General features: G+C 63.3%; 26 protein-coding genes. 15 read left to right on the forward strand and 11 right to left on the reverse strand.

Annotated elements, in window-relative coordinates; genetic code table 11:
* The first annotated feature begins 238 nt into the window (after positions 1–238).
* From map to B5495_RS06425, 7 genes are all read left to right on the forward strand, one after another.
* On the forward strand, positions 239–1030 hold the full coding sequence (gene map / locus B5495_RS06395; protein WP_079552280.1) for a type I methionyl aminopeptidase: 792 nt from the start codon (positions 239–241) through the stop codon (positions 1028–1030).
* The gene (locus B5495_RS06400; RefSeq protein WP_079552282.1) at positions 1030–3705 is read left to right on the forward strand and encodes a [protein-PII] uridylyltransferase; all 2676 of its coding nucleotides are present in this window, start codon (positions 1030–1032) and stop codon (positions 3703–3705) included. Before map ends, B5495_RS06400 begins: the two co-directional genes overlap by 1 nt.
* Positions 3706–3830: 125 nt before the next feature.
* Positions 3831–5027 carry a succinyldiaminopimelate transaminase gene (gene dapC, locus B5495_RS06405; RefSeq protein ID WP_079552284.1) on the forward strand — a complete coding sequence of 399 codons (1197 nt, stop codon included), beginning with the start codon at positions 3831–3833 and terminating at the stop codon, positions 5025–5027.
* A 62-nt stretch (positions 5028–5089) separates the two neighbouring features.
* Complete coding sequence (locus B5495_RS06410; RefSeq protein WP_079552286.1) at positions 5090–5443, forward strand: Spx/MgsR family RNA polymerase-binding regulatory protein; 354 nt, start codon at positions 5090–5092, stop codon at positions 5441–5443.
* 43 nt (positions 5444–5486) lie between these two features.
* Positions 5487–6512 carry a 2,3,4,5-tetrahydropyridine-2,6-dicarboxylate N-succinyltransferase gene (gene dapD / locus B5495_RS06415; protein WP_079552288.1) on the forward strand — a complete coding sequence of 342 codons (1026 nt, stop codon included), beginning with the start codon at positions 5487–5489 and terminating at the stop codon, positions 6510–6512.
* Positions 6499–7671 carry a succinyl-diaminopimelate desuccinylase gene (gene dapE / locus B5495_RS06420; protein ID WP_079552290.1) on the forward strand — a complete coding sequence of 391 codons (1173 nt, stop codon included), beginning with the start codon at positions 6499–6501 and terminating at the stop codon, positions 7669–7671. Before dapD ends, dapE begins: the two co-directional genes overlap by 14 nt.
* Positions 7671–8048: a hypothetical protein gene (locus B5495_RS06425; protein ID WP_172824531.1), complete on the forward strand. Its 378-nt coding sequence runs from the start codon at positions 7671–7673 to the stop codon at positions 8046–8048. The genes dapE and B5495_RS06425 overlap by 1 nt, the downstream gene beginning before the upstream one ends.
* Before the next feature lie 91 nt (positions 8049–8139).
* Here B5495_RS06425 and B5495_RS15015 read toward each other — a convergent pair whose 3' ends face one another.
* Positions 8140–8727 (reverse strand): cold-shock protein, encoded by a 588-nt coding sequence (locus B5495_RS15015; protein WP_079552294.1) that lies wholly within the window; start codon positions 8725–8727, stop codon positions 8140–8142.
* Positions 8728–8886: 159 nt separating this feature from the next.
* Between B5495_RS15015 and B5495_RS06435 the strand changes: the two genes are divergently transcribed.
* Positions 8887–9147, forward strand: coding sequence for a SlyX family protein (locus B5495_RS06435; protein ID WP_079554935.1), 261 nt, complete (start codon positions 8887–8889; stop codon positions 9145–9147).
* A 42-nt stretch (positions 9148–9189) separates the two neighbouring features.
* Here the strand turns inward: B5495_RS06435 and ald are convergent, their stop codons facing one another.
* The 6 genes from ald to radC form a co-directional block, all read right to left on the reverse strand.
* Positions 9190–10308: an alanine dehydrogenase gene (gene ald / locus B5495_RS06440; RefSeq protein WP_079552296.1), complete on the reverse strand. Its 1119-nt coding sequence runs from the start codon at positions 10306–10308 to the stop codon at positions 9190–9192.
* Positions 10309–10410: 102 nt separating this feature from the next.
* A complete protein-coding gene (locus B5495_RS06445) occupies positions 10411–11601 on the reverse strand; it encodes a class I SAM-dependent rRNA methyltransferase (protein ID WP_079552298.1) in 1191 nt (396 codons plus the stop codon).
* Positions 11602–11645: 44 nt separating this feature from the next.
* Positions 11646–12482, reverse strand: a complete 837-nt coding sequence (gene mutM / locus B5495_RS06450) for a bifunctional DNA-formamidopyrimidine glycosylase/DNA-(apurinic or apyrimidinic site) lyase (RefSeq protein ID WP_079552300.1) — start codon at positions 12480–12482, stop codon at positions 11646–11648.
* 136 nt (positions 12483–12618) lie between these two features.
* Complete coding sequence (gene rpmG / locus B5495_RS06455; protein ID WP_027337782.1) at positions 12619–12774, reverse strand: 50S ribosomal protein L33; 156 nt, start codon at positions 12772–12774, stop codon at positions 12619–12621.
* A gap of 60 nt (positions 12775–12834) precedes the next feature.
* Positions 12835–13071: a 50S ribosomal protein L28 gene (gene rpmB / locus B5495_RS06460; protein ID WP_079554936.1), complete on the reverse strand. Its 237-nt coding sequence runs from the start codon at positions 13069–13071 to the stop codon at positions 12835–12837.
* Positions 13072–13399: 328 nt separating this feature from the next.
* The gene (gene radC, locus B5495_RS06465) at positions 13400–14074 is read right to left on the reverse strand and encodes a RadC family protein (RefSeq protein ID WP_079552302.1); all 675 of its coding nucleotides are present in this window, start codon (positions 14072–14074) and stop codon (positions 13400–13402) included.
* A 143-nt stretch (positions 14075–14217) separates the two neighbouring features.
* On the opposite strand from radC, the gene coaBC reads away from it, so the two are divergent.
* The 5 genes from coaBC to slmA all read left to right on the forward strand — a co-directional run bounded on the left by coaBC (position 14218) and on the right by slmA (position 19028).
* Positions 14218–15498, forward strand: coding sequence for a bifunctional phosphopantothenoylcysteine decarboxylase/phosphopantothenate--cysteine ligase CoaBC (gene coaBC / locus B5495_RS06470; RefSeq protein WP_079552304.1), 1281 nt, complete (start codon positions 14218–14220; stop codon positions 15496–15498).
* Positions 15495–15962, forward strand: a complete 468-nt coding sequence (gene dut / locus B5495_RS06475; RefSeq protein ID WP_079552306.1) for a dUTP diphosphatase — start codon at positions 15495–15497, stop codon at positions 15960–15962. Before coaBC ends, dut begins: the two co-directional genes overlap by 4 nt.
* A gap of 37 nt (positions 15963–15999) precedes the next feature.
* Positions 16000–17391, forward strand: coding sequence for a phosphomannomutase/phosphoglucomutase (locus B5495_RS06480; RefSeq protein WP_079552308.1), 1392 nt, complete (start codon positions 16000–16002; stop codon positions 17389–17391).
* Positions 17392–17499: 108 nt separating this feature from the next.
* On the forward strand, positions 17500–18399 hold the full coding sequence (gene argB / locus B5495_RS06485) for an acetylglutamate kinase (RefSeq protein ID WP_079552310.1): 900 nt from the start codon (positions 17500–17502) through the stop codon (positions 18397–18399).
* A 20-nt stretch (positions 18400–18419) separates the two neighbouring features.
* Complete coding sequence (gene slmA, locus B5495_RS06490; RefSeq protein WP_079552312.1) at positions 18420–19028, forward strand: nucleoid occlusion factor SlmA; 609 nt, start codon at positions 18420–18422, stop codon at positions 19026–19028.
* A 114-nt stretch (positions 19029–19142) separates the two neighbouring features.
* On the opposite strand, the gene rpoH is transcribed toward slmA, so the two are convergent.
* The 4 genes from rpoH to ftsY all read right to left on the reverse strand — a co-directional run bounded on the left by rpoH (position 19143) and on the right by ftsY (position 23270).
* Positions 19143–20015 carry an RNA polymerase sigma factor RpoH gene (gene rpoH / locus B5495_RS06495; RefSeq protein WP_079552313.1) on the reverse strand — a complete coding sequence of 291 codons (873 nt, stop codon included), beginning with the start codon at positions 20013–20015 and terminating at the stop codon, positions 19143–19145.
* Positions 20016–20236: 221 nt separating this feature from the next.
* On the reverse strand, positions 20237–21292 hold the full coding sequence (ftsX, locus tag B5495_RS06500) for a permease-like cell division protein FtsX (protein WP_079552315.1): 1056 nt from the start codon (positions 21290–21292) through the stop codon (positions 20237–20239).
* A complete protein-coding gene (gene ftsE / locus B5495_RS06505; RefSeq protein WP_079552317.1) occupies positions 21289–21957 on the reverse strand; it encodes a cell division ATP-binding protein FtsE in 669 nt (222 codons plus the stop codon). Before ftsE ends, ftsX begins: the two co-directional genes overlap by 4 nt.
* Positions 21954–23270, reverse strand: a complete 1317-nt coding sequence (gene ftsY, locus B5495_RS06510; protein ID WP_079552319.1) for a signal recognition particle-docking protein FtsY — start codon at positions 23268–23270, stop codon at positions 21954–21956. Before ftsY ends, ftsE begins: the two co-directional genes overlap by 4 nt.
* 99 nt (positions 23271–23369) lie before the next feature.
* On the opposite strand from ftsY, the gene rsmD reads away from it, so the two are divergent.
* The gene (gene rsmD / locus B5495_RS06515) at positions 23370–23996 is read left to right on the forward strand and encodes a 16S rRNA (guanine(966)-N(2))-methyltransferase RsmD (RefSeq protein WP_079552321.1); all 627 of its coding nucleotides are present in this window, start codon (positions 23370–23372) and stop codon (positions 23994–23996) included.
* A gap of 136 nt (positions 23997–24132) precedes the next feature.
* Entirely contained in the window at positions 24133–24312 is a 180-nt protein-coding gene (gene zapB, locus B5495_RS06520; protein ID WP_079552323.1) for a cell division protein ZapB, read from the forward strand.

Below are 24312 nucleotides of genomic sequence, written 5' to 3' on the forward strand. Positions count from 1 at the left end.
CGGGTACGATTTCCTGACGCCGTGCGGCGACCGGTCAGGGCGCAACAAGGGCATCAAGCCCTCGGCGGGTCTAGCACCAGACGCGACGGACGATTGCAGGAAAGCGCGCGGCTTTATACCATAGTTCCTTACCAAGATGAAGTCGCGGCGCTTTTTACCCGCACAGGTTACACACAGAAGGTGCCCGTACCGCCTGCGGCTCGTGTCATTTTTTCACCTCCAACGCCATCGAGTGTCCATGAACGTTCCGATTAAAACGCCCGCCGAAATTGACCTGATGCGCGAAGCCGGCCGCCAGGCTGCCAGCGTGATCGAGATGATTACCCCCCACGTCAAGGCGGGCATCAGCACCGGTGAAATCGACCGCTTGTGCCACGCATACATTGTTGACGAGCTCGGCTCCACGCCGGCGCCGCTCAACTATCACGGCTTTCCCAAAGCCTCGTGCACATCGATCAACCACGTGGTCTGCCACGGCATTCCCGATGACGCCAAGACGCTCAAAAAAGGCGACATCATGAACCTCGACATCACCGTCAAAACCGCTGACGGCTACCACGGGGATTCCAGCGTGATGTTCATCGTCGGCGAGACGATCCAGGGCGAGCGGCTGAGCCGCGTGACCCAGGAGTGCCTGTATAAAAGCATCGAGGCCATCAAGCCCGGCGTACGCCTGTCGGACCTGGCGCGGGTGATCCAGCAGCACGCCGAAGCCAACGGCTACTCGGTGGTGCGCGATTTTTGCGGCCACGGCATCGGTGCCGGCTTTCACGAGGAACCGCAGTTTCTGCATTACGACGGCTACGCGCCCGAAGCCGACATCACTCTGGCCGCGGGCATGTGTTTTACCATCGAGCCGATGATCAACGTGGGCAGTTACAAAACCAAGGTGCTACGCGACGGCTGGACGGCGGTGACCAAGGATCGCAGCCTCTCGGCCCAGTGGGAGCACACCCTGCTGGTCACCGATAGCGGCGTGGAAGTGCTGACCGCGCGCGGTGATGAAGACCTGAGCTTCCTTACCCGCTGATGCTTCTTCACCACTACCGGTACGTGCCGGACACCTCGCTGCTGGATCTCGATGCCTTTCGCGCCGAGCTTGCCGGCTCACGCTCGCCGATCGCGCCGTTCAAGGGCGCGCTGGAAACGCTGCAGGCGCGGCTGGACGCGCGCTTTCGTGCAGGCGCGGATATCCGCGACTTGGTGCGCGGGCGCGCCTGGCACCTCGACCGGCTGCTGGCGATTGCCTGGGAGCAGCACGCCTGGCCGGATGACGGCGTCGCCCTGCTGGCGGTGGGCGGCTTTGGTCGCGGCGAACTGCATCCGTATTCGGATATCGACCTGTTACTGCTGCTCGAGCACGACGACGACACGCCCTACCGCGAGCCCCTCATGGCCTTTGTCACCTTTCTCTGGGACATCGGCCTGGAAATCGGCCACAGCGTGCGTTCGCTGAATGACTGCGAGCGCGAGGCGGCGGCCGACGTCACGGTGATGACCAACCTGCTGGAGACGCGCCTGATCGCCGGCCCCGAGCGGCTGCGGGAGTCCATGCGCGAACGGCTGGACGAGACGCGCCTGTGGCCGGCCGACCGGTTTTTTGCCGCCAAGTGGGAAGAGCAGATCACCCGCCACCAGCGCTACAACAATTCCGAATACCACCTTGAGCCCAACATCAAGAGTTCGCCGGGCGGGCTGCGCGATATCCAGATGATCGGCTGGGTCGCCAAGCGCCATTTCGGCACCGAAAAATACGCCGACATCGTCGCCAATGGCTTCATGAACGACGCCGAGCTGCGCATCCTGAGCCAGGGCCAGGCGTTTCTATGGCAGGTGCGCTACGCCCTGCACATGCTGGCCGGGCGCGCCGAAGACCGCCTGCTGTTTGATCACCAGCGCAGCATTGCCGAGCTTTTCGGCTTCAAGGACACCGCCGAGCGCCTCGCGGTCGAACAGTTCATGAAGCGCTACTACCGCCACGTAACCGCGCTGGCCGGCCTGAACGACATGCTCTTGCAGCACTTTGACGAAGTCATCCTGCGCGGCGAGCAGTCATTGGCCACCGTTGAACTCAACGAACGCTTTGAAACCAAGGGCGGCTATATTCAGGCGCGCTCGCGCAGCCTGTTCCGGGAGCATCCTGAAGCGCTGCTGGAACTTTTCCTGCTCATGGCCGAGCATCCCGAGATCGAAGGCGTACGCGCCGACACCATCCGCCTGATCCGCGATCACCGCCACCAGATCGACGATCACTACCGCGATGACCCGCTGCACCAGCGGCTGTTCATGGCGCTTTTGCGCTCGCCGGGCAACGTGCCGCGCCAGCTGCGGCGGATGAATCGCTACGGCATTCTCGGCAAGTACCTGCCCGAGTTTGGCCGCGCCGTGGGGCTGATGCAGCACGACCTGTTCCACATCTACACCGTGGATGCGCACACGCTAAAACTCCTCAAGCTGCTGCACGGCTTTCGCAAGCCCGATGCCCGGAACGACTTTGCCGTTGCCGCCACGCTGATGCCCAAGCTGCCCAAGCTCGACGTGCTGTGGATCGTGGGCCTGTTTCACGATGTCGGCAAAGGCCGCGGCGGCGACCACTCGATCATCGGCGCCCGGGACGTAGAGCAGTTTTGCCACAGCCACCGGCTTTCCAATCACGATACCAAGCTGGCCAGCTGGCTGATCGAGCATCACCTGCTGATGTCGATGACCGCGCAGAAACGCGACACCACTGATCCCGAGGTGATCCGCGACTTCGCCCTGACGGTGCAAAACGAAACCCGTCTGGACTACCTCTACGTGCTCACGGTGGCCGACATCAACGCCACCAACCCCACGCTGTGGAACGGCTGGCGGGCAACGCTCCTGCGCCAGCTGCACGCCGAAACCAAGCGCGCGCTGCGCCGCGGCCTGCAAAATCCGCCCGACCGCGACGACTGGGTGCGCGAAACCCGCGACGAGGCGCGCTCGCTGCTGCAGGCCGCCGGCGTCAACGCCGACCAGATCGACCCGCTGTGGGATTCGCTCGGCGAAGACTATTTTTTGCAGTATGCGCCCAGCGAAATCGTCTGGCAGACCCAAGGCATTCTCGCGCACCACGACCCCCACCTGCCGCTGGTGATGATCAGCGCACCGACCGACGACATGGCCGAAGGCGGCACTCAGGTGTTTATCCACACCCGCTCGGTCGACGACCTGTTCGCCGCCACCGCCGCGGCCATGGAACAGCTCGGGCTGTCGATTCACGATGCGCGCATCGCCACCTCGCGCAATGACTGGACGCTGAATACCTTTATCGTGCTGGACAATCAGCATCAGGCGATCCGCGACGCCGACCGCATCGAAGAGATGCGCCGCCATCTGGTCGAAGAGCTGGATGATCCCGACGATTACCCGCGCATCGTCAGCCGCCATACGCCGCGCAAGCTCAAGCACTTCAAGGTGCCCACCACCGTGCTGATCGAACAGGATCCCGGCAACGAGCGCACCCTGCTGGAGCTGACCGCGCCCGACCGCCCCGGCCTGCTGGCCCGGGTGGGGCGGATTTTCATGGAGCAGGACATCGCGCTGTCTGCCGCCAAGATCGCGACCTTGGGCGAACGCGTGGAAGACGTGTTCTTCATTACCACCAAAGCCGGCGAGCCGCTGACCGACCCCGGGCGCCAGGCCAGCCTGCGCGAACGGCTGATCGAGGTACTGGGCGTATAAACGCGCGTTTAACGGTGGATTTGAGCCAACCCGGGGGCTTGCCTATAATCAGCGGCCTGCCCCTGACCAACGATCCCACAACGGCCCTAAAACGGCCCTAAAACGGCCCTAAAACGAAAAATATCATGAATCCCGATCTTGACGCCCTGCATCCGTATCCGTTTGAAAAGCTCGCGGCGCTAACGGCTCACCTGACGCCGCCGGACCATCTTGAACCGATTGCGCTGACCATCGGTGAGCCCCGGCACGCGCCCTACGCCGGCGCGCTTGACGCACTGGTCGCCCATCAGCGCGAGATGGCGCGCTACCCCGCCACCGCCGGCCTACCCGAGCTGCGCGAGACGCTTGCCGGCTGGGCGCAGCGGCGTTTCGGGCTTGCCGAGCTTGACCCCGAGCGTCAGGTGCTGCCGGTCAACGGCACCCGCGAGGCGCTGTTTGCCTTTGTGCAGGCCACCCTTGACCGCACTCGCCCAGCGAAAGTGGCCGTGCCCAACCCGTTTTATCAAATCTACGAGGGCGCGGCGCTGCTCGCCGGCGGGCAGCCGCTGTATCTCGACTGCACCGCCGAGACCGATTTTCGCCCCGACTTTGCCGCCGTGCCGGCCGAGACCTGGCGCGACGTACAAATTGTGTTTGTCTGCTCGCCGGGCAATCCCACCGGCGCGGTGACGCCGCTGGCCGACTTCAAGCAGCTGATTCAGCTGGCTGACGAATTCGACTTCGTGATCGCCTCCGACGAATGCTATTCCGAACTGTATCTGGACGAAAACGCCCCGCCGCCGGGGCTGCTGGAAGCCTGCGCGGCGCTCGGCCGCAACGACTACCGCCGCTGCGTGGTGTTTCACTCGCTGTCCAAGCGCTCCAACCTGCCGGGGCTGCGCTCGGGCTTTATCGCTGGCGACGCCGCGCTGATTGCGCCGTTCAAGCGCTACCGCACCTACCATGGCTGCGCCATGTCACTGCCGCTGCAGCACGCCTCCATCGCCGCCTGGAACGACGAAGCCCACGTGCGCGCCAACCGCGACGCCTACCGCGAAAAATTCGCCGCCGTGACCGCCGAGCTGGCACCGGTGCTGGAGTTCCCCGCGCCGCAGGCGAGCTTCTACCTGTGGCCGGCGGTACCCGATGGCGACGACGTGGCTTTCGCCCAGCGCCTGTTTGAAGCGCAGCACGTCAGCGTACTGCCCGGCAGCCTGATGGGCCGTGCGAACAACGCAGGCGACAACCCCGGTGCTGGCCGCGTGCGTCTGGCGCTGGTGGCCGAGCCGACCTCGACCCTTGAGGCCGCACGGCGCATTCGCGCGTTTATCCAGCGCGGCTAGCCCGGCGTGGCTTGCTTGACACCCGCTTCACGCTCGATACACGCCCGCTTCACGGAGGCTTCATGCTGACGATTTACACCATCAATACCTGCGACACCTGCCGCAAGGCGCGCCGCGCGCTGGATGCCCAAGGCGTGGACTACCGCGTTCACGACCTGCGCCGCGACGGCCTGTCAGATGAACTGCTGGCGTATATTTTCGAGCGCGTGGCGCTGACCGACGCCGTCAATAAACGCAGCAAAACCTGGCGTGAGCTTTCCGCCACGGACCAACAGGCCTTTGAACAGCCGACCGTTGACGACAGCGCCCGTAAGCTTTTACAAGCGTATCCAACGCTACTCAAACGCCCGCTGCTCGCCGTCGACGATGCCACCCTGCGGGTCGGCTACAAAGACGGCGACTACGACGATCTGTAAACTACGCCGCCGCTACGCACACAATGACCGAAGGACGACTTTTATGCTCAGCTTTGCACTTGGCATTGGCACCCAGAACACCCAGGGCAACTGGCTCGAGATCTATTACCCGGCGCCGTTATCAAGCCCGGACGACAGCCTTGTCGCAGCAGCCAAAAAAGCGCTGGGCGCCCCGGAAGGCAACGCCGCCATCAGCTTTCTGCCCGAAGACTGCGCGCGCCTTGCCGCAGCGCTCAAGGCCGCCGGCCACCCCGAGCAGGCCGAGCTTGCCGAGGCCTTTGCCATCAGCCAGCGTCCGCTGGTCGCCATGTTCATCGAGACCGATCAGCCGCCGCAAACCGCTCCCGAGGTCTACCTCAAGCTGCACCTGCTGTCGCACCGTCTGGTCAAGCCCCACGGCGTTGACCTCACCGGCATGTTCGGCCTGCTGCGCAACATCGCCTGGACCAACGAAGGCGCGATCGACATCGAAGAGCTGCCCGCCCGCCGCCTGAAAGCGCGCCTGGCCGGCCGTGCCCTCAGCGTGGACTGCGTCGACAAGTTCCCCAAAATGACCGACTACGTGGTGCCCGGCGGCATTCGTATCGGCGACACCGCCCGCGTGCGCCTCGGCGCCTACCTCGGCGAAGGCACCACGGTCATGCACGAAGGCTTTGTCAACTTCAACGCCGGCACCGAAGGCCCGGGCATGATCGAAGGCCGCATCTCCGCCGGCGTGATGGTCGGCAAGGGCTCGGATCTGGGCGGTGGCTGTTCGACCATGGGCACCCTTTCCGGCGGCGGCAACATCGTCATCAAGGTGGGTGAAGGCTGCCTGATCGGTGCCAACGCGGGTATCGGCATTCCGCTGGGCGATCGCTGCACCGTGGAGTCCGGCCTCTACATTACCGCCGGCGCCAAGATCACGCTGATCGACGCTGACGGCAACGACGCCGATACCGTGGCCGCCCGCGAGCTGGCCGGCCAGAACGACCTGCTGCTGCGCCGCAACTCGCAAAACGGCCGTATCGAGTGCCTGACCAACAAGAGTGCCGTGGCGCTGAACGAGGCGCTGCATGCCCATAACTGAGCCGGACGCGCTCTCACCGACGCTTCAACTCGCGTTTGACCTGATGCGTCGCCCGTCGGTCACCCCCGACGACGAGGGCTGCCAGGCACTGCTCATCGAGCGCCTCGAGGCGCTCGGTTTCCACATTGAGCGCCTGCCCTTCGGCGAGGTCGAAAACGTCTGGGCGACACGCGGCCACCACGGCCCGGTGCTTGCCCTGGCCGGCCACACCGACGTGGTGCCCAGCGGGCCGGAAAGCGGCTGGGAATATCCGCCGTTCGAGCCGCGTATTGACGACGACGGCATGCTCTGCGGGCGCGGAGCCTCGGACATGAAAGGCAGCCTGGCGGCCATGGTCACCGCGGTGGAACGCTTTGTTGCCGCGCACCCCGATCACGACGGACGCATCGCTTTTCTGATCACCGCCGACGAAGAGGGCCCCGCGGTTGACGGCACCCGCGCCGTGGTCGAACACCTGCGCGAGCGCCACGAGCGGCTGGATTACTGCATCGTCGGCGAGCCGTCTTCCACCGCGCGGCTGGGGGACGTGATCAAGAACGGGCGGCGCGGCTCGCTCGGCGGCGTGCTGCGGGTGAAAGGCATTCAGGGCCATGTGGCCTACCCGCATCTGGCGCGCAACCCCGTGCATCAGGCCATGCCGGCGCTGGATGCGCTGGCCCGGGAACGCTGGGACAACGGCAATGACTTTTTTCCCGCCACCAGCTTTCAGATTTCCAACCTGCGCGCCGGCACCGGTGCCACCAACGTGATTCCCGGCGAACTTGAGGTGGTGCTCAACTTCCGCTTTTCCACGGAAGTCACCCACGACGAACTCAAGGCGCGTACCGAGGCGCTGCTGGATGCTCACGGGCTGACGTACGAGCTGGACTGGACCCTCAACGGCGCGCCGTTTTTAACCGCCGAAGGCGCGCTGGTTGACGCCACGGTCAAGGGCGTCGAGGCCGTCACCGGCGAACGCCCAACGCTGTCCACCTCCGGTGGCACGTCCGACGGCCGGTTTATTGCCACGCTGGGCGCCCAGGTGGTCGAGCTGGGTCCGCTGAACGAGACCATTCACAAGGTCAACGAGCGCATTCGCGCCGACGATCTGGACACACTCAGCCGCATCTACGAAACCACCCTCGAAGCGCTGTTTGTTCCCGTACAGGAGCCCGCCTGATGGAGCGCTATCCGGATATTGAGCTGTATCTTGCCCGCACGCCGGCCGGCGTGCTGGATGCCTGGCTGAGCGAAACGCTGGAGGCCGCTCCCCTAATGCCGGCGGGCAAGGGCCAATGGCGCACCACGGGCACATGCCACGGACAGCCCGTGCCGGTGCTGCTGGTGGAAAACGCTTCCGACGGCTTTTCCAGCCTGTGGTTTGACAGCGACCAGACGCCGTGGCCAACCGATCAGGACGCCGCCCGGCACGCCGCCGCCGCACTGGGCGTTAAAGTACGCTGTTCGCTGGGCGGCTGGAGCCCCGGCGATGACCCGGACCGCTTCTGGCAGGTACTGCCCAACGGCGAGGAAGGTCCGATCCACTGGCCCGGCTAGCTCGCGCGCCACGCTCACCCACCCCGCTTGCCAAGCCCCGTACGCAAAAACCCCGCCGTAGCGGGGTTTTTGTTGTGCGCAGGGTTTTAGGCTATTCGATGATGCTGACATCGTCGGCCTGCAGGCCGCGTTCGTTCTTGATCACCTGATAGCGCACGATCTGGCCTTCATGCAGCATGCGCGGGCCACGGCCACGAATCGCACGGAAGTGCACAAAGACGTCTTCGCCGTTATCCCGGGTAATAAAGCCGTAGCCTTTATTGGTGTTGAACCATTTGACGTCGCCTTCTTCGCGCCCGTCATTGGGGTCGATGACGTCCTCTTCTTCATCGTCCCAGTCGTCATCCTCGGGTTCGCGCGGGGCAGGTTCGGCGGGTGCCGGCTGGCGCGCGGCGGATTTGGCCCGCACCGGCGCTGCGGCAGGCGCGCCGGCGGCCTGTACGACCATCGGCGGTGCCAGCACAGCGGCCGCCAGCGTACCGATGCACAGCAGTACGAAGCCGCCCAGCACAGTGGCAAAATACACGCTGACCCCGCCCCCTATCCGGGCCAGTTCGGCGATCCACTCGTCAACGAGCGGCACACCTATCAGATGAAAAATGCCCATCAGCAGAAACGGTGCCGGCGCGGCCAGCAGGATACTGATCAGAATACAGCGCAACACAACTTTTGGATTCATGGATATAAAAAGCTCGCTTGTTGTATGGATAACAAAGGAAGGACAATACATCGTCCCGATACGCGGCGCCAAGGCCGCCGTTACTTGCGGCAAACGCCGTTTATCAACCGGTGCCGGCTTAACGGCACCGGCCATACTCTACAAGACTGCGATGTTATCATGCCCCACAACTTGTCGCCTGCCGCACTAGACGCGCGTCTGGAAGCACTGGAAACCCGCCTCGCCTATCAGGAAGACTGGCTCGATACCCTAGACCAGACCGTGATCGACCAACAGCGACGGCTGGACGCACTGGAAAAGATCAGCGCGCTGATGCGCGAACGGCTGCGCGAGCGCTCTCACGAGCCATCGCATGGACAGACACCAACGCCGGGTGAAAGCGACGCGCCGCCCGACGACGAACGCCCGCCCCACTATTAAGAAGCATGAATGAATAAGCCGGAATGAGCCAACGGCGCCGCGCTACGCCGAGACGATGCTTGCCGGATCGGTGAGCTCAAGCCCGAACGCCTCTGCCACGGCCTGATACGTTACCTGACCCTTGTGGACGTTCAGGCCGGGCAAAAAGTGCGGATCATCGGCGAGCGCCTGCTTCCAACCCTTGTCGGCCAATGCCAGCACGAACGGCAGCGTGGCGTTGGTCAGCGCCTGTGCCGAGGTGCGCGCCACCGCGCCCGGCATGTTGGCCACACAGTAATGCACAATGCCATCAACCACATAGATCGGCTCGGCATGCGTGGTGGGTCGGCTGGTTTCAAAACAGCCGCCCTGATCAATGGCGACATCGACCAGCACGCTGCCCGGCTGCATATCGGCCAGCATGGCACGGCTAATCAGCTTGGGCGCGGCGGCGCCGGGCAGCAGCACCGCGCCGACGATCAGGTCCGACTCGCGCACCGCGCGGTCAAGGGCCTCCGTCGTGGCATATACCGTGCTGATCGCCCCCTGATAGCGATTATCCAACTCGGTCAGCCGGGCAAGGCTGGTATCCAGAATGCGCACGTTGGCCCCCAGCCCCCACGCCATGCGGGCAGCGCTTTCACCCACTACGCCACCTCCGATCACGCTGACGTTGGCGGGTGCCACGCCGGGTACGCCGGGCAGCAATACGCCGGCGCCGCCCTGGGCTTTTTCCAGACTGTGAGCCCCTGCCTGTACGGCCATACGCCCCGCTACCACGCTCATGGGCGCCAGCAGCGGCAGGCCGCCACGCCCGTCGATCACGGTTTCATAGGCAATGCAGGTTGCCCCGCTTTGCATCAAACCACGGGTCAGGGTTTCTTCGGCGGCAAGGTGCAGGTAGGTGAACAGCGTATGCTCGGGCGTCAGGCGTGCCACTTCTTCAGGCTGGGGTTCTTTGACCTTGAGGATCAGCCCGGCGTTTTGCCACAGCGCGTCTACGTCGCCTTCAATGCGGGCGCCGGCAGCACGGTAATCGGCGTCGTCAAAGCCGGCACCTTCGCCGGCGCCGGCCTGTACGCTTACCTCGTGGTCGTGCTCGAGAAGCTCACGCGCGCCGGCCGGGGTCAGCGCGACGCGGTATTCATGGTTCTTGATTTCCTTGGGGACGGCAACGTGCATGCAGGGCTCCTTGCGGGTCAGGTTTATTATTGGTGTTGGCCACCAATGATCTTACCTGCCAAAGCAAAACCGCGTATAGCATGCCGTTAACCGTGGACGCACCTAGTCACGAAAGACCCGCACGCCCAGCGCCTTGAGGTAGGCCGTTTCGGGAATCGCCGGGTGAATCGGGTGATCCGCCGACTGATGGCCCTGAAAAATCACCTGGCCGTGACGATCCTGATGGCGCACCGCGCCGCGTACCACGTCAACCAGACGCTCGGGTGCCAGATGCATCGAGCACGAAGCCGACAGCAACAGCCCGTCGCGGCCCAGCAGACGCATGGCTTCGCGGTTCAGGCGGGCGTAGGCGCGCTCGCCGTTGGGAATATCCTTGCGCTTTTTGATAAACGCGGGCGGGTCGAGCACCACCACGTCAAACTGCTCACCTTCGGCCTTGAGCGCGGCCAGCACCTCAAAGGCATCGCCCTGGCCAATAGCGACCTGCTCTTGCAGGCCGTTAAGCTCGGCATTACGTGCCACCCGCTCAAGCGCGGGGGCTGATGAGTCCACGCACAGCACCTCAGAGGCGCCGCTGGCCGCCGCTTGTACACCCCAGCCGCCCACGTAGCTGAACACGTCCAGCACGCGCTTGCCGGCCACGTGGCGGTTAAGCCAGGCGCGGTTATCGCGGTGATCAAAGAACCAGCCGGTTTTCTGACCGTCGAGCACCGGCACGACAAAGCGCGCGCCGTTTTCTTCGATCAATACTTCGTCGGGTAGCGTGCCCTTGACCACTTCCACTTGGGCCTCCAGCCCTTCCTGGCGGCGGCCGCCGGTATCGTTGCGGAACACGATGGCCGAGGGTTTGATGACTTTTTCCAGCGCGTCAACAATGGCCTCGCTGAGCGCCTGCATGCCTGCGGTATTGAGCTGCACCACGAGGATGTCGCCAAAGCGGTCGATTACCAGCCCCGGCAGCAAATCGCCTTCGCCATGAATCAGCCGGTAAAACGGCTGGGCATAAAACTGTTCGCGCAGCGAAAGCGCCTGCTTGAAGCGGTGGACAAACAGCGAGCGGTCAATCTTCATCGCCGGATCGCGGGACATGATCCGCGCGCAGATCAGCGAGTTGGGATTGACGTAGGCCACCCCGATCGCGCGGCCGTTGGCCTCTTCTACCCGAGCCAGCGCGCCGCTTTCAAAGGCTTTCAACGGCGTTTCGCGGATATCCACTTCGTTGGAGTAGATCCATAGATGCCCGGCCTTCAAACGGCGGTCAGCATTTTTTTTCAGTCGCAGAGGTTGGCTCACGAGTCTCTCCCGTTCGGGGCTAATACAGGGGCTAGCGACAAGGGCTAGCGCTGGCATACGGGGCAGTAGACGCTGGCCCGCTGGCCAAGGGTAATGTGTTTGAGTAAGGCGCCGCAGCGCCGGCAGGGCTGCCCCTGGCGGCCGTAGACGTTAAGCTGCTGGGCAAAATAGCCCGGCTCGCCCTGCCCGCTGACAAAATCGCGCAGCGTGGTGCCGCCCTGGGTAATCGCCGCGGCCAGCACCTCTTTGGCAGCATCGGCCAAACGCTCATAGCGCACCCGGGCGATGCGTCCGGCGGCGCGGCGCGGGTCAATTCCGGCCATGAATAGCGCCTCGGCGGCGTAGATGTTGCCTACGCCAACCACCATGCGGTTATCCATCAGGAACGGCTTGACCGCCATGCGTTTACCGCGCGACAGCTGGTGCAATCGCTCGCCGGTAAACGCGTCGGATAGCGGCTCCGGCCCCAGGTGTGCCAGGCGCGAATCGTACTGCTCGTCAGCCTGCAGCCAGTCGACAAAGCCGAAGCGGCGCGGGTCGTGGTAGCGCAGCACATGGCCATTGGCCAGCACTACGTCGATGTGGTCATGCTTTTTGGGCAAATCACCCACTTGCGCAATACGCAGGCTGCCCGACATGCCCAGATGCCACAGCAACGTGCCCGGCACTTCCTCGCGCGACGCCCCCTCAAGCGGCACCAGCAGATACTTGGCGCGGCGCCTGAGCGTGCCCATGCGCGCGCCCACCGGCCGTTCGGTCAGGTCGTCGGGCACCGGTACCCGCAAGCGGGTGTGGCGCACGCGCACCTCGGTGATTTCCTGCCCTTCTACGTAGGGGGCAATGCCGCGGCGCGTGGTTTCCACTTCGGGCAGTTCAGGCATGGCGCTGTCTCCCGGAGGTTAGCCAGACGGCGGCAAGGTAGCGATACAGGTACAGGGCAGCGCACATGCAAAAACCCGGCACGAAGCCGGGTTTTTCAACAGGCGCTCGCCTGCGGAGAAAGCCAATCATAAGCGCTTACTTGATCTTGGCTTCCTTGTACATCACGTGCTTGCGTACCACCGGATCGTATTTCTTGAACTCGAACTTGTCGGGGGTATTCCGCTTGTTCTTGTCAGTGGTATAGAAGTGGCCGGTACCGGCACTGGATACCAGTTTAATCTTGTCGCGCATGGTGTAACTCTCCCAAAAACAGGCTCAAAAACTGAACCAAAACCTGACCCGAAGGCTTATTTAGAACGATTCGCCGCGCTTGCGCATATCGGCAAGTACGCTGTCGATGCCTTTCTTGTCGATGATGCGCATACCCTTGGAGGAAACGCGCAGCTTGACGAAGCGGTTTTCCGACTCGACCCAGAAACGGTGCGAGTGCAGGTTCGGCGCAAAACGGCGACGCGTTTTACGCTGAGAGTGAGAAACGTTATTACCGTATACCGGACGCTTGCCGGTAACTTGACATACATTGGACATGAGAGCCTCCAACCGCTTGGCGAGTTGTTCAAAGTCGTTTTCAAAACCGTCGGGCAGTTCGGAGCAGGGAGGCAACCGACGCGTTATGCCGCGACTTTTCCCAAACCCGTTATTCAACCCAAGTTCAAAGGTGGCACTTTATACCAGAGGTTGCCGACACCAGCAAGAAAAACCGCTTTTATAAGCGGAATCATCCCGTCGCAAGCCCTCACCGAGAGGAAACGGTCGGCTGTGCCTCTGTCCCTCTAAAGTGCAACCTTCGATATATTAAGAAAACCGCCGCAAAGACACGGCAGTAAAGGGCGCATAATATCGCACAAAACGCGCGTTATATCCAGCCGCGCTCGGCAAACGACACCACCTCGCCGTCGCCCACCACAAAATGGTCCAGCACGCGGATGTCAAAAAGCCCCAGTGCGTCTGTCAGCCGCTGGGTAATGCGCCGGTCGGCATCGCTTGGCTCAGCCACCCCGGACGGATGATTGTGCGCCAGAATCACCGCGCCGGCGTTAAGCGCAAGCGCGCGCTTGGCCACCTCACGCGGGTACACCGAGGCGCTGTCCAGGGTGCCGCGAAACAGCGACTCAAAGCGGATAATGCGGTGCTGGGTATCCAGAAACAGCGCGGCAAACTCCTCATGCCCGAGGTGGCGCAGCTGGGACGTCAAATAGTGGCGCACCAGCGCCGGCGAGGTCAGCGCATTGCCGCGCGCCAGCTGGCTGGCCAAATGCCGACGCGATAGCTCAAGGGTCGCCTGCAGCTGGGCGAACTTGGCATCGCCCAGCCCCTTGCCCGCACAGAAACTCTGACGGTCGGCCTCCAGCAGCGGGCGCAGCCCGCCAAACTGCGAGAGCAAATCACGTGCCAGATCCACCGCCGAGCGTCCGCGCACGCCAACGCGCAAAAAAATCGCCAGCAGCTCGGCATCCGACAGCGCCTGTGCGCCCAGATGCAGCAGTTTTTCCCGCGGCCGCTCACCTTCCGGCCAGTGATTGATGCCCATAAGCGCTCTCTGCCTCCGTGTCGTTCCTGCCTGTCGTCCATGGCCAGTGCCCGTTCGCTCAGCATGCCAAAGCGGCGGCGCGAATGGTATGGTAAGCCTCTTGAAAAACCTGAATTCAGGAAACACAGAGGCAGGATTCCGCTATGGCTGCTTTGACGTTGTCGGGAAAACGCGTGCTGCTGGGCGTAAGCGCCGGCATTGCCGCGTACAAAAGCGCGCTGATTACACGCCAGCTCAAACAGGCCGGCTGCGAGGTGCGTGTGGTGATGACCCACGGCGCCCAGGCGTTTATTACCCCGATGACGCTGCAGGCGCTGTCGGGCGAGCCGGTGCGCACCTCGCTGCTAGACACCGACGCCGAGGCCGGCATGGGCCATATTGAGCTGGCGCGCTGGGCGGATGTGATACTTATCGCACCGGCCACCGCCGACCTCATCGCGCGCCTGGTTCACGGCTTTGCCGATGACCTGCTCACGACGTTATGTCTGGCAAGTAATGCGCCCAAACTGATTGCCCCGGCGATGAACCAGGCCATGTGGCGCCACCCGGCCACCCAGCGCAACGTTGCCACGCTGAACGCGGACGACTGGCAGCTGATCGGCCCCGATGCCGGCGATCAGGCCTGCGGCGATAACGGCCCCGGGCGCATGAGCGAACCCGACGACATCGTCGCCGCGCTCTTCGCGCGTTTGGCGCCGCCGGCAGGCGCCGCCACCGGCAAGCACATAGTGATCACCGCAGGCCCCACCCGCGAAGCGCTTGATCCGGTACGCTATTTGACCAAGCACGTTTTGTCTAATAAAAGCTCGGGGAAAATGGGCTACGCGCTGGCCGCTGCCGCCCTGGAACAGGGCGCGCGGGTCACGCTGATCAGCGGCCCGGTCGCCCTTTCCACGCCTTTCGGCGCCGAGGCCGTCGCGGTGGAATCCGCCGCCGAGATGCACGCCGCCGCCCTGCGACTGGCGCCCGACGCCGACGTGTTTATCGGCTGTGCGGCGGTGTCCGACTACCGTGCCGCCGAGACGGCCGCGCACAAGCTCAAGAAAACCGATAACGACGACACCCTGACGCTGACGCTGATCAAAAACCCCGACATTATTTCCGAGGTCGCCGCGCTGGAAACGGCCCAACGCCCGCCGGTGGTGGTCGGCTTTGCCGCCGAAACCCGGGACGTCGAACGCTACGCCGCCGGCAAGCTCGCGCGCAAGGCGCTGGACATGATTGTCGCCAACGACGTATCCACCGCCGGGCTGGGCTTTGGCAGCGACGACAACGCCGCCTGGCTACTGTGGCGCACACCCTCGGGCAACACCAGCGAGCACCAGCCGCCCCAGCCCAAAACCCGGCTAGCACGGACGGTCATCCAGCGCGCGCTGGCACTATTACCCGCCCCGACACCGACACATACCAAGGAATCATCATGACCACTGCCGCTGCCCGCCCGCGCCTTGAATGCCAACTGCTGGACGAGCGCCTGCGCGACCATATGCCCACCTACGCCACCGAAGGGTCCGCCGGCATGGACTTGCGCGCGCTGCTCGACGCGCCGCTGACCCTTGAGCCCGGCGACTGCGAGCTTGTGCGTACCGGTCTGGCCATTTACATCCGCGACCCGAACCTTGCGGGGATGATCCTGCCGCGCTCGGGGCTGGGTCACAAACACGGCATTGTGCTGGGCAACCTCGTCGGGCTGATCGATGCCGACTATCAAGGCGAGCTGATGATCTCGGTGTGGAACCGCGGCCAGCGCGCCTTTACCGTCGAGCCGTTCGAGCGCCTGGCCCAGTACGTGCTGGTACCCGTAGTGCAGGCCGAGCTTGAGGTGGTCGAGCACTTCACGGCAAGCCAGCGCGGCGACGGCGGCTTCGGCAGCACCGGCGCGCGTTAATATCTTTTTTATCGTTTGATTGCATACAGAGACGACCATGACCCACGCCTCCCTGAACGCCTCCATTTTCCGTGCCTACGACATTCGCGGCATCGTTGACGACACCTTGACCGACGACAGCGTCGCGCTGATTGGCCACGCCATCGGCAGCGAAGCCAGCGCCCGCGGCGAAACCACCGTGGTCGTGGCGCGCGATGGGCGCCTCTCGGGCGAGCGCCTGCAGGCCGCGCTGATCCGCGGGCTGACCGCCGCCGGCCAGAACGTGATCAACGTCGGCATGGTGCCCACGCCGGTGCTTTACTTTGCTACTCACGTACTCGACGGCACGGCCTCCGGCGTCATGGTCACCGGCAGCCACAACCCGCCGAACTACAACGGCTTCAAGATCGTGCTCGGTGGCGAGACGCTCTCGGGCGAGGCGATTACCGCGCTCTACCAGCGCATCGTCGATAATAACCTGACCCATGGCGAAGGCCAGATCGGCGAAGAAGACCTGCGCGAGGCTTATTTGGACCGCATCGTCGGCGATATCCACGTCAAGCGCCCGCTCAAGGCCGTGGTTGACTGCGGCAACGGCGTGGCCGGCGAGCTGGGGCCCGAACTGATCCGCCGGCTGGGTATCGACACCGTGCCGCTGTTCGACGACATCGACGGCACCTTTCCCAACCACCACCCCGACCCCGGCAAGCCGGAAAACCTCGTCGATCTGGTCGCGAAAGTAAAAGAGACCGGCGCCGATATCGGCCTGGCCTTTGACGGCGACGGCGACCGCCTGGGCGTGATTACCCCCAGCGGCACGCTCATCTACCCCGACCACCTGCTGATGGCCTTTGCCACCGACATGCTCGGCCGCAACCCCGGCGCCAAGGTGATTTTTGACGTCAAATGCACCGGCAACCTGACTCAGGTGATCGAACAGGCCGGCGGCGAGCCCGAAATGTGGCGCACCGGCCACTCACTGATCAAGGCGCGGATGAAAGAAACCGGCGCGGCACTGGCCGGCGAAATGAGCGGCCACGTGTTCTTCAAGGAACGCTGGTACGGCTTTGACGACGGCCTGTACGCCGCCGCGCGGCTGGTGGAAATCCTTGCCGGCCAGCAAGACGATGCCGACACCTTCTTTCAGGGTTTCCCGCTTGACGTGGGCACCCCGGAAATCAACATCGAAGTGACCGACGCCACCAAGTTTGCGCTGGTCGAGAAACTTGCCCGTGAAGGCGACTTCGGCGAAGGTATCAAAACCACGCTCGACGGCATCCGCGTGGATTACCCCGACGGCTGGGGCCTGTGCCGCGCCTCGAACACCACGCCGGTTCTGGTACTGCGCTTTGAGGGCAAAAGCGACGCCGCCCTGGCGCGCATCAAGGCGCGCTTTGCCGCCGCGCTGAGTCAGGTTGACGCCACGCTTGCGCTGCCCGAAAGCCCGTAGCTCGCCGTCGACGCTGCTTCTTTATAAAAAAAATGCTTCATCAAACGATAATTAAAGCTTGTCCATACAGGGTATCGGCAAAAGCACACCAGCAAGGGATCACAACAGATGAACTCAGCCAGTCGCGACCCCCAGGTCGTTGTGGAAGTGCTGTCGGAGGCGCTCCCCTATATCCAGCAGTTTTCCGGCAAAACCGTCGTGGTCAAATACGGCGGCAACGCCATGACCGAAGACACCCTGATTGACTCCTTTGCCCGCAACATCGTGCTGATGAAGGAAGTGGGCATCAATCCGGTGGTCGTCCACGGCGGTGGCCCGCAAATTGGCGAGCTTTTGGGCAAGCTCAATATCGAGTCGCGGTTTATCAACGGCATGCGCGTGACCGACGCCGAAACCATGGACGTGGTGGAAATGGTGCTGGGCGGGCTGGTCAACAAAAGCATCGTCAACCTGATCAACCAGTGCGGCGGCAAGGCCATCGGCGTGACCGGCAAGGACGGCGCGCAAATTCGCGCCAGACAGCTGCATGTCGAACAGCAAAACCCCGAGCACCAGGCCTCGGAAATCATCGACATCGGCCACGTGGGCGAAGTCGAGTCGATCTCTACCGACCTGATCGAGATGCTCACCGAACGCGACTTCATCCCGGTGATCGCACCGATTGGCGTCGACGGCGAGGGCAACAGCTACAACATCAACGCCGACCTTGTGGCCGGCAAGGTAGCCGAGGCGCTGTCTGCCGAAAAGCTGATGCTTTTGACCAATGTCGCCGGGCTGATGGACGAGACCGGCGAGGTGATGACCGGGCTAACCACCGCGCAGGTCGACGGACTGATCAGCGACGGCACTATTCACGGCGGCATGCTGCCCAAGATTCGCTGCGCGCTGGATGCGGTCAAGGGCGGCGTGCAAAGTGCTCACATCATCGACGGGCGCGTGCCCCATGCGGTGCTGCTGGAGATTTTCACCAACGCCGGGGTAGGTACGCTGATTACCGACACCGAATAACCGCCAGGGAGGGCATGACCATGAGCGAGAAGCACAAGCCGCGCCGCCGCGAGCAGATCCTTCAGGCGCTCGCGCAGATGCTCGAAGAGGACAGCGGCAAACGCATTACCACCGCCGCGCTGGCGCGCCAGGTCGGCGTGTCGGAAGCCGCGCTGTACCGCCATTTCCCAAGCAAGGCGCGCATGTTTGAAGGGCTGATCGATTTTATCGAGGAAAGCATTTTTGCCCGCGTTACCCGGATTTTAAGCGACGTTCCCAACGCCACCGAGCGCTGCGGCACCCTTGTGGCGCTGCTGCTGGGCTTCGCAGAAAAAAATCCGGGGCTTGCTCGAGTCATGGGCGGCGACGCCCTGACCGGCGAGACCGCAAGGCTGCGCCAGCGCGTGCATCAGCTGTTCGAGCGCCTGGAACTGCAGCTCAAGCAGGTGCTGCGCGAAGCCGAGCTGCACGAAGGGCTGCGCCCCTGCATTCCCGCCTCAGCCGCGGCCAACCTGCTGATGGCTCACGCCGAAGGGCGCATTTCCCAGTACGTGCGCAGCGATTTCAAACACCGCCCCACCGCGTACTGGGACGACCAGTGGGCGCTGCTCTCGGCGCGGCTGATGTGCCCTGTCGCGCAGAGCGCTTAACGCAGCGCATCGGCACAATCTATATCAGTACAATCCACCCACGTGAAAACGGCGCCCTGAAGGCGCCGTTTTTGCGATGTTACCGCACAGACTGAACGTATTGAGCGAACGTCATCAGGCGAAAAACGTATCGCCCATTTTATGGCGCAGCTTTTTCATCGCGTTTTTCTCAAGCTGGCGAATACGCTCGGCGGATACACCGTAAACCGCGGCCAGGTCGTGCAGCGTTGCCTTGTGCTCGGCCAGCCAGCGGCGCTGGAGAATATCCCGCGAGCGCTCGTCGAGCCCTTCAAGCGCGCCCTGAAGGCGGCGCGACGCGTCCTGCTCGTAGTCGCTGTCTTCCAGCTGCGTGGCCGGGTCGGCGGCCGCGTCGTTCAGGAAGTTCACCGGCGCCCGGTAGGCGCTGCTGCTGTCCTCGTCGTCGCCCGGGGAGGCATCAAAGCCGGCGTCATACGACGTCAACCGCCCTTCCATGTCGCGCACCACGGCGGGCTTGACGTCGAGGTCCTTGGCAATCGCGTTGACTTCGTCATTATTGAGCCAGGCCAGACGCTTTTTCGCGCTACGCAGATTGAAGAACAGCTTGCGCTGCGCCTTGGTCGTGGCAATTTTGACGATGCGCCAGTTGCGCAGCACGAACTCGTGAATTTCGGCCTTGATCCAATGCACGGCGAACGACACCAGCCGCACGCCCTGATTCGGGTCAAAGCGCTTGACGGCCTTCATCAGGCCGACGTTACCTTCCTGAATCAGGTCAGACTGCGCCAGCCCGTAGCCGGAATAGCTGCGCGCAATATGAACCACAAAGCGCAGGTGCGACAGCACCAGACGGCGCGCCGCTTCCAGATCGCCGTCGTCGTAAAGACGCCAGGCTAGAGCGCGCTCTTCTTCAGCGCTTAATACCGCAATACTGCTGACCGCGCGTGTATAGCCGCCCAGATCCTGACCTGGAGAAAGCTGACCCACCGGTAGAAGACTGTTGCTCATGTGCAGATGGTCTCCCTGATAACCCAATGTGGTTGACTGGAACTATCGTTAACAGCCTATCGTTAACAGCCGTCGTTAACAGCCGTCGTTAACAGCCGTCGTTAAGAACTGTCTTGAACTAAAGCAATAGACGTTATAACTGGAAAAAAGTTCCTTTCGCACCACGTTTAGTGCGTTTGCCCGGTTATTCAGCGGAATATGCCGTAAAAGCGTCTTCTCGCCTACCGTGCCTTGATGCTGGCCAAGTGCCGCGTGACGGCAACCCACGCGCCCAGCCAGCCGAGTATTGTACTGCAAAAAAGCAGGATTGTAGAGCCCGCGATGCCTAGCGCCGGCAGAGTGAAACCTGCGCCGTAGCTTGCCGCCAGCGCCTGTACCGGCAGCGCCAGCCAGCGCCCGCCCAGAGTCAGCAGCCCCAGCGCGAGAAGCCCGCCACCCAAGCCGTACCAGGCGCCGCTGTACAAAAACGGCCGGCGCACGAATGCGTGGGTCGCGCCGATCAGCATCACCACCTCGATTTCGCGCCGGCGGCTTTCTACCGCCAGCCGGATAGTATTGCCCACCACCAGCAGCACGCCAAGCCCGAACAGCACGCCCAGCGCCAGCGTCACGCGCTGGCCCAGCTCGGCCAGGTGACGCAGCCGCTCGATCCAGGCCAGATCCACGCGCACCTCGTCCACCCCGGCAAGCTCGCTCAGCCGCCGGGAAAGCGCCTGCATGGCCTTGGGCGACGGGCTGTCGGGCGTCACCACTATGCTTGCCGGCAGCGGATTATCCTCAAGCCCGTCAAGCGCGTCGGCAAGTCCCAGCGCCTGCTGAAAATCCGCCATGCCCTGCTCGGCAGTAATCAGCTGCGTTCCCTGAACGGCAGGCTCCGCGGCCACCGCCTGCTCGACGCGCCCGGCCTGAGCAGTATCCACGCGGGATTGCAGATACACCGTCAGCGTGGCGCTGTCGTCCAGCTCGGCATCCAGCAGGCGCGCACTGGAAAGGGTCAGCCACAGCGCGGCGGGCAGCACCAGCGCAATGGCGATCGCCAGCATGGTCAGCAGGCTGCCGATAGGATAGCGCAACAGCCGCCGGATGCTATCCACGGCCATGGCCTTGTGGTGGCGCACCCAGGCTTGAAAGCGGCTGGCCAGCCGCGAGCTGGAAAGCGTCGGCCTGGCGGTACGGGTTGGCGACGCCGCGGGCTTGTTTGCGGCGGAAGACGTGGCGGCGCGTTTGGGCTGGGCAGTGCGGCGCGGCGTGGTCGCCGGTTTGCGTGGCGATGTCATTGTGCCCCCTCATCGGCGACCAGACGCCCGTCACTGAGTCGCAGCATGCGGTGACGCAGCTGGGTGATCAGCGCCAGATCGTGGCTGGCGATCATCACCGTGGTACCGATGCGGTTGAAGTCTTCAAAAAGCGCCATGATGTCGGCCGACAGCTGCGGGTCCAGATTACCGGTGGGCTCATCGGCAAGCAGCAACGCTGGCTTGTTGACCACGGCGCGAGCAATCCCCACGCGCTGCTGTTCGCCGCCGGATAGCTCGATGGGCAGCGCACGTTCGCGGTGCAGCAGCCCGACCTTGTCCAGCGAGGCCCGCACCCGTCGCGCCACTTCGCGCGGCGACGCGCCCTGAATTTCCAGCGGCAGCGCCACGTTGTGAAATATCGAGCGGTCGAACAACAGCTGGTGATCCTGAAACACCACGCCAATCTGGCGGCGATAAAACGGCACCTGGCTTGCGTGCAACTCGGCGATGTCGTGCCCGGCAACCACCACGCGGCCACGGCTGGGGCGCTCAAGCCGCATGATCAGACGCAGCAGCGAACTCTTGCCGGCGCCGGAGTGGCCGGTCAGAAACACCATCTCGCCCCGCCCGACGCGAAAGCTCAGGTGGGACAGCGCCTCAAAGCGCCCGCCGTAACGCTTGCCGACGTTCTCGAAGGCGATCATTCGCGGCTGTCATCTTCCTGGCGGTCAAACAGCGCGCCAACAAAGTCGTTGGCGACGAAGGGGCGCAGATCATCCAGCCCCTCGCCCACGCCAATAAAGCGGATCGGCGTTTTCAGCTGCTTGGCCAACGCAAAAATCACCCCGCCCTTGGCGGTACCATCCAGCTTGGTCAGGGTAATGCCGCTGACCGGCACGGCTTCGTTAAAGGTGCTGGCCTGAGTAATCGCGTTCTGGCCGGTGCCGGCATCCAGCACCAGCATGACCTCGTGGGGCGCACTGGCGTCGAGCTTTTGTATCACCCGATGCACCTTTTTCAGCTCCTCCATCAGGTAGCCCTTGTTGTGCAGCCGGCCGGCGGTATCGGCGATCAGCACATCAACGCCGCGCGCCTTGGCGGCGGCCACCGCGTCGTACACCACCGAGGCGCTGTCGGCGCCGGTATGCTGGGCAATCACCGGCACGCTATTGCGCTCGCCCCAGACCTTGAGCTGCTCTACCGCCGCGGCACGGAAGGTATCGCCGGCGGCCAGCATCACGCTTTTGCCCTCTTGCTGAAAGCGTTGGGTAAGCTTGCCGATGGTGGTTGTCTTGCCCACGCCGTTCACGCCTATCACCAGAATCACAAAGGGGCCGTCGCCGCTTTTCTCCAGACTCAGCGGTGTGGTAACCGGCTCCAGCATAGCGGCCAGCTCTTCTTGCAGGCCCTGATACAGCGCCTGCGGATCGCTGATTTCCTTGCGCGACACCCGCGCCTCGAGCCGCTCGATAATCGTCGTGGTGGCTTCGATACCCACATCGGCCATTAACAGCTGGGTTTCCAGGTCTTCCAGCAATTCGTCGTCGATCTGCTTTTTGCCCAGAAACAGATCGGCAACGCCGTCGGTCAGGTTAGCGCGGGTTTTACCCAGCCCGGCCTTGATGCGCGACAGCCAGCCCTTTTTCTCCGGCCGTGCTGCCGGCTGCGGCTGAGTCGCCGTTGCCTGCTCAGGCTCTGGCTCAGGTTCTGGTTCCGGCTCTGGCTCTGGCTCTGATTGTGGTTCCGGTTCCGGTTCCGGTTCCGGTTCCGATTCAAGTTTGGGCTCAGCGTCCGGGTCAGGCTTGTGCTCGGCCTCGGTGACGGGCGGTATCGGCGTCGGCGCGGGCTTTTCATCAGCCGCTGCTTCATCCGCGGCGGGCGGCGTCGGCGCTTCAATGCCCTCGTCCTGCTCACCCTGACGGTCAACCGGCGTTTCCTCAGAGAGCTGTGTGCTGTCGTCTTCCGGCGCTGTTTCGCGGGTATCGTGCTTTTTCTTGCGTTTAAAAAAACCAAACATGGGCAATATCCGAACGGGTCATCGTCAAAAAAGAGAATTGCCTCCATCCTACCACCGCGCATCAAGACTTTGGATAAGCAGGACGCTACAATCCCGCCCATGACACGAAAACGCTCCTTTCGACAAAACGATCGCAAAAACGCTACGCGCGGCCAGGCCCGGTCAGGCGGCAAGCTGCGCATCATCGGCGGCGAATTCCGCCGTCGCCAGCTGCCCGTGCCCGATCTGCCGGGGCTGCGCCCGACGCCGGACCGCGTGCGCGAAACGCTGTTCAACTGGCTGGGCCAGACGCTCAACGGCAAGCGCGTGCTGGACGCCTTTGCCGGCACCGGCGCACTGGGGATCGAGGCGCTGTCCCGAGGTGCCGCGCGCGTGGACTTTATCGAGCGCGACGCTAAAGCCGCCGCCCAGCTGTGGGAGAACCTGGCCACGCTAAAGGCCGATAGCGGCGACGTCATTCGCGAGGACGTTCAGGCGTTTCTTGCGCGACCGTCAGGCATCGATGAACCCTTTGATCTGGTGCTGCTCGACCCGCCCTTTCATCAAGGGCTTGTCGACACCTGCTGCGACGCGCTTGAAACCGGCGGCTGGCTGTCACCGGACGCTCTGATTTACGTGGAGGCCGAGTCGACCCTCACGCCGGTCGTACCCGGTCACTGGCAGCTGTATCGTCAAACCCGGGCCGGAGAAACCACCGCGCGGCTTTACCAGCGCAAAGACGGCTAAGTCGCGCTTGCCGGCGCGCGGCGTGGGCGTTACGCTCAGCGCAGCCCTTGTGCCAGCCGTCGTCGGCTATCTTGAACGTCGGCCACGCTGAATCACACAATTATTGCATTGTTTACTTACTCGCCAGGAGACAGACATGAGCCAGGAACTGTTCAATCAGCTTGAGCAAAAAGTGACAGCCACGGTAGAAGCGCTTGAGCTTTCCAAGCTGGAAAACGACGAGCTGCGCGAAGAAAACCAGAAGCTCAAGCAGGAGCGCGAAGAGTGGGGACACCGCCTGAACGGCCTGCTGCAGAAGTTTGAAGAAACCGCTTAA

The organism is Vreelandella subglaciescola (genome assembly GCF_900142895.1).
Taxonomy (GTDB): domain Bacteria; phylum Pseudomonadota; class Gammaproteobacteria; order Pseudomonadales; family Halomonadaceae; genus Vreelandella; species Vreelandella subglaciescola.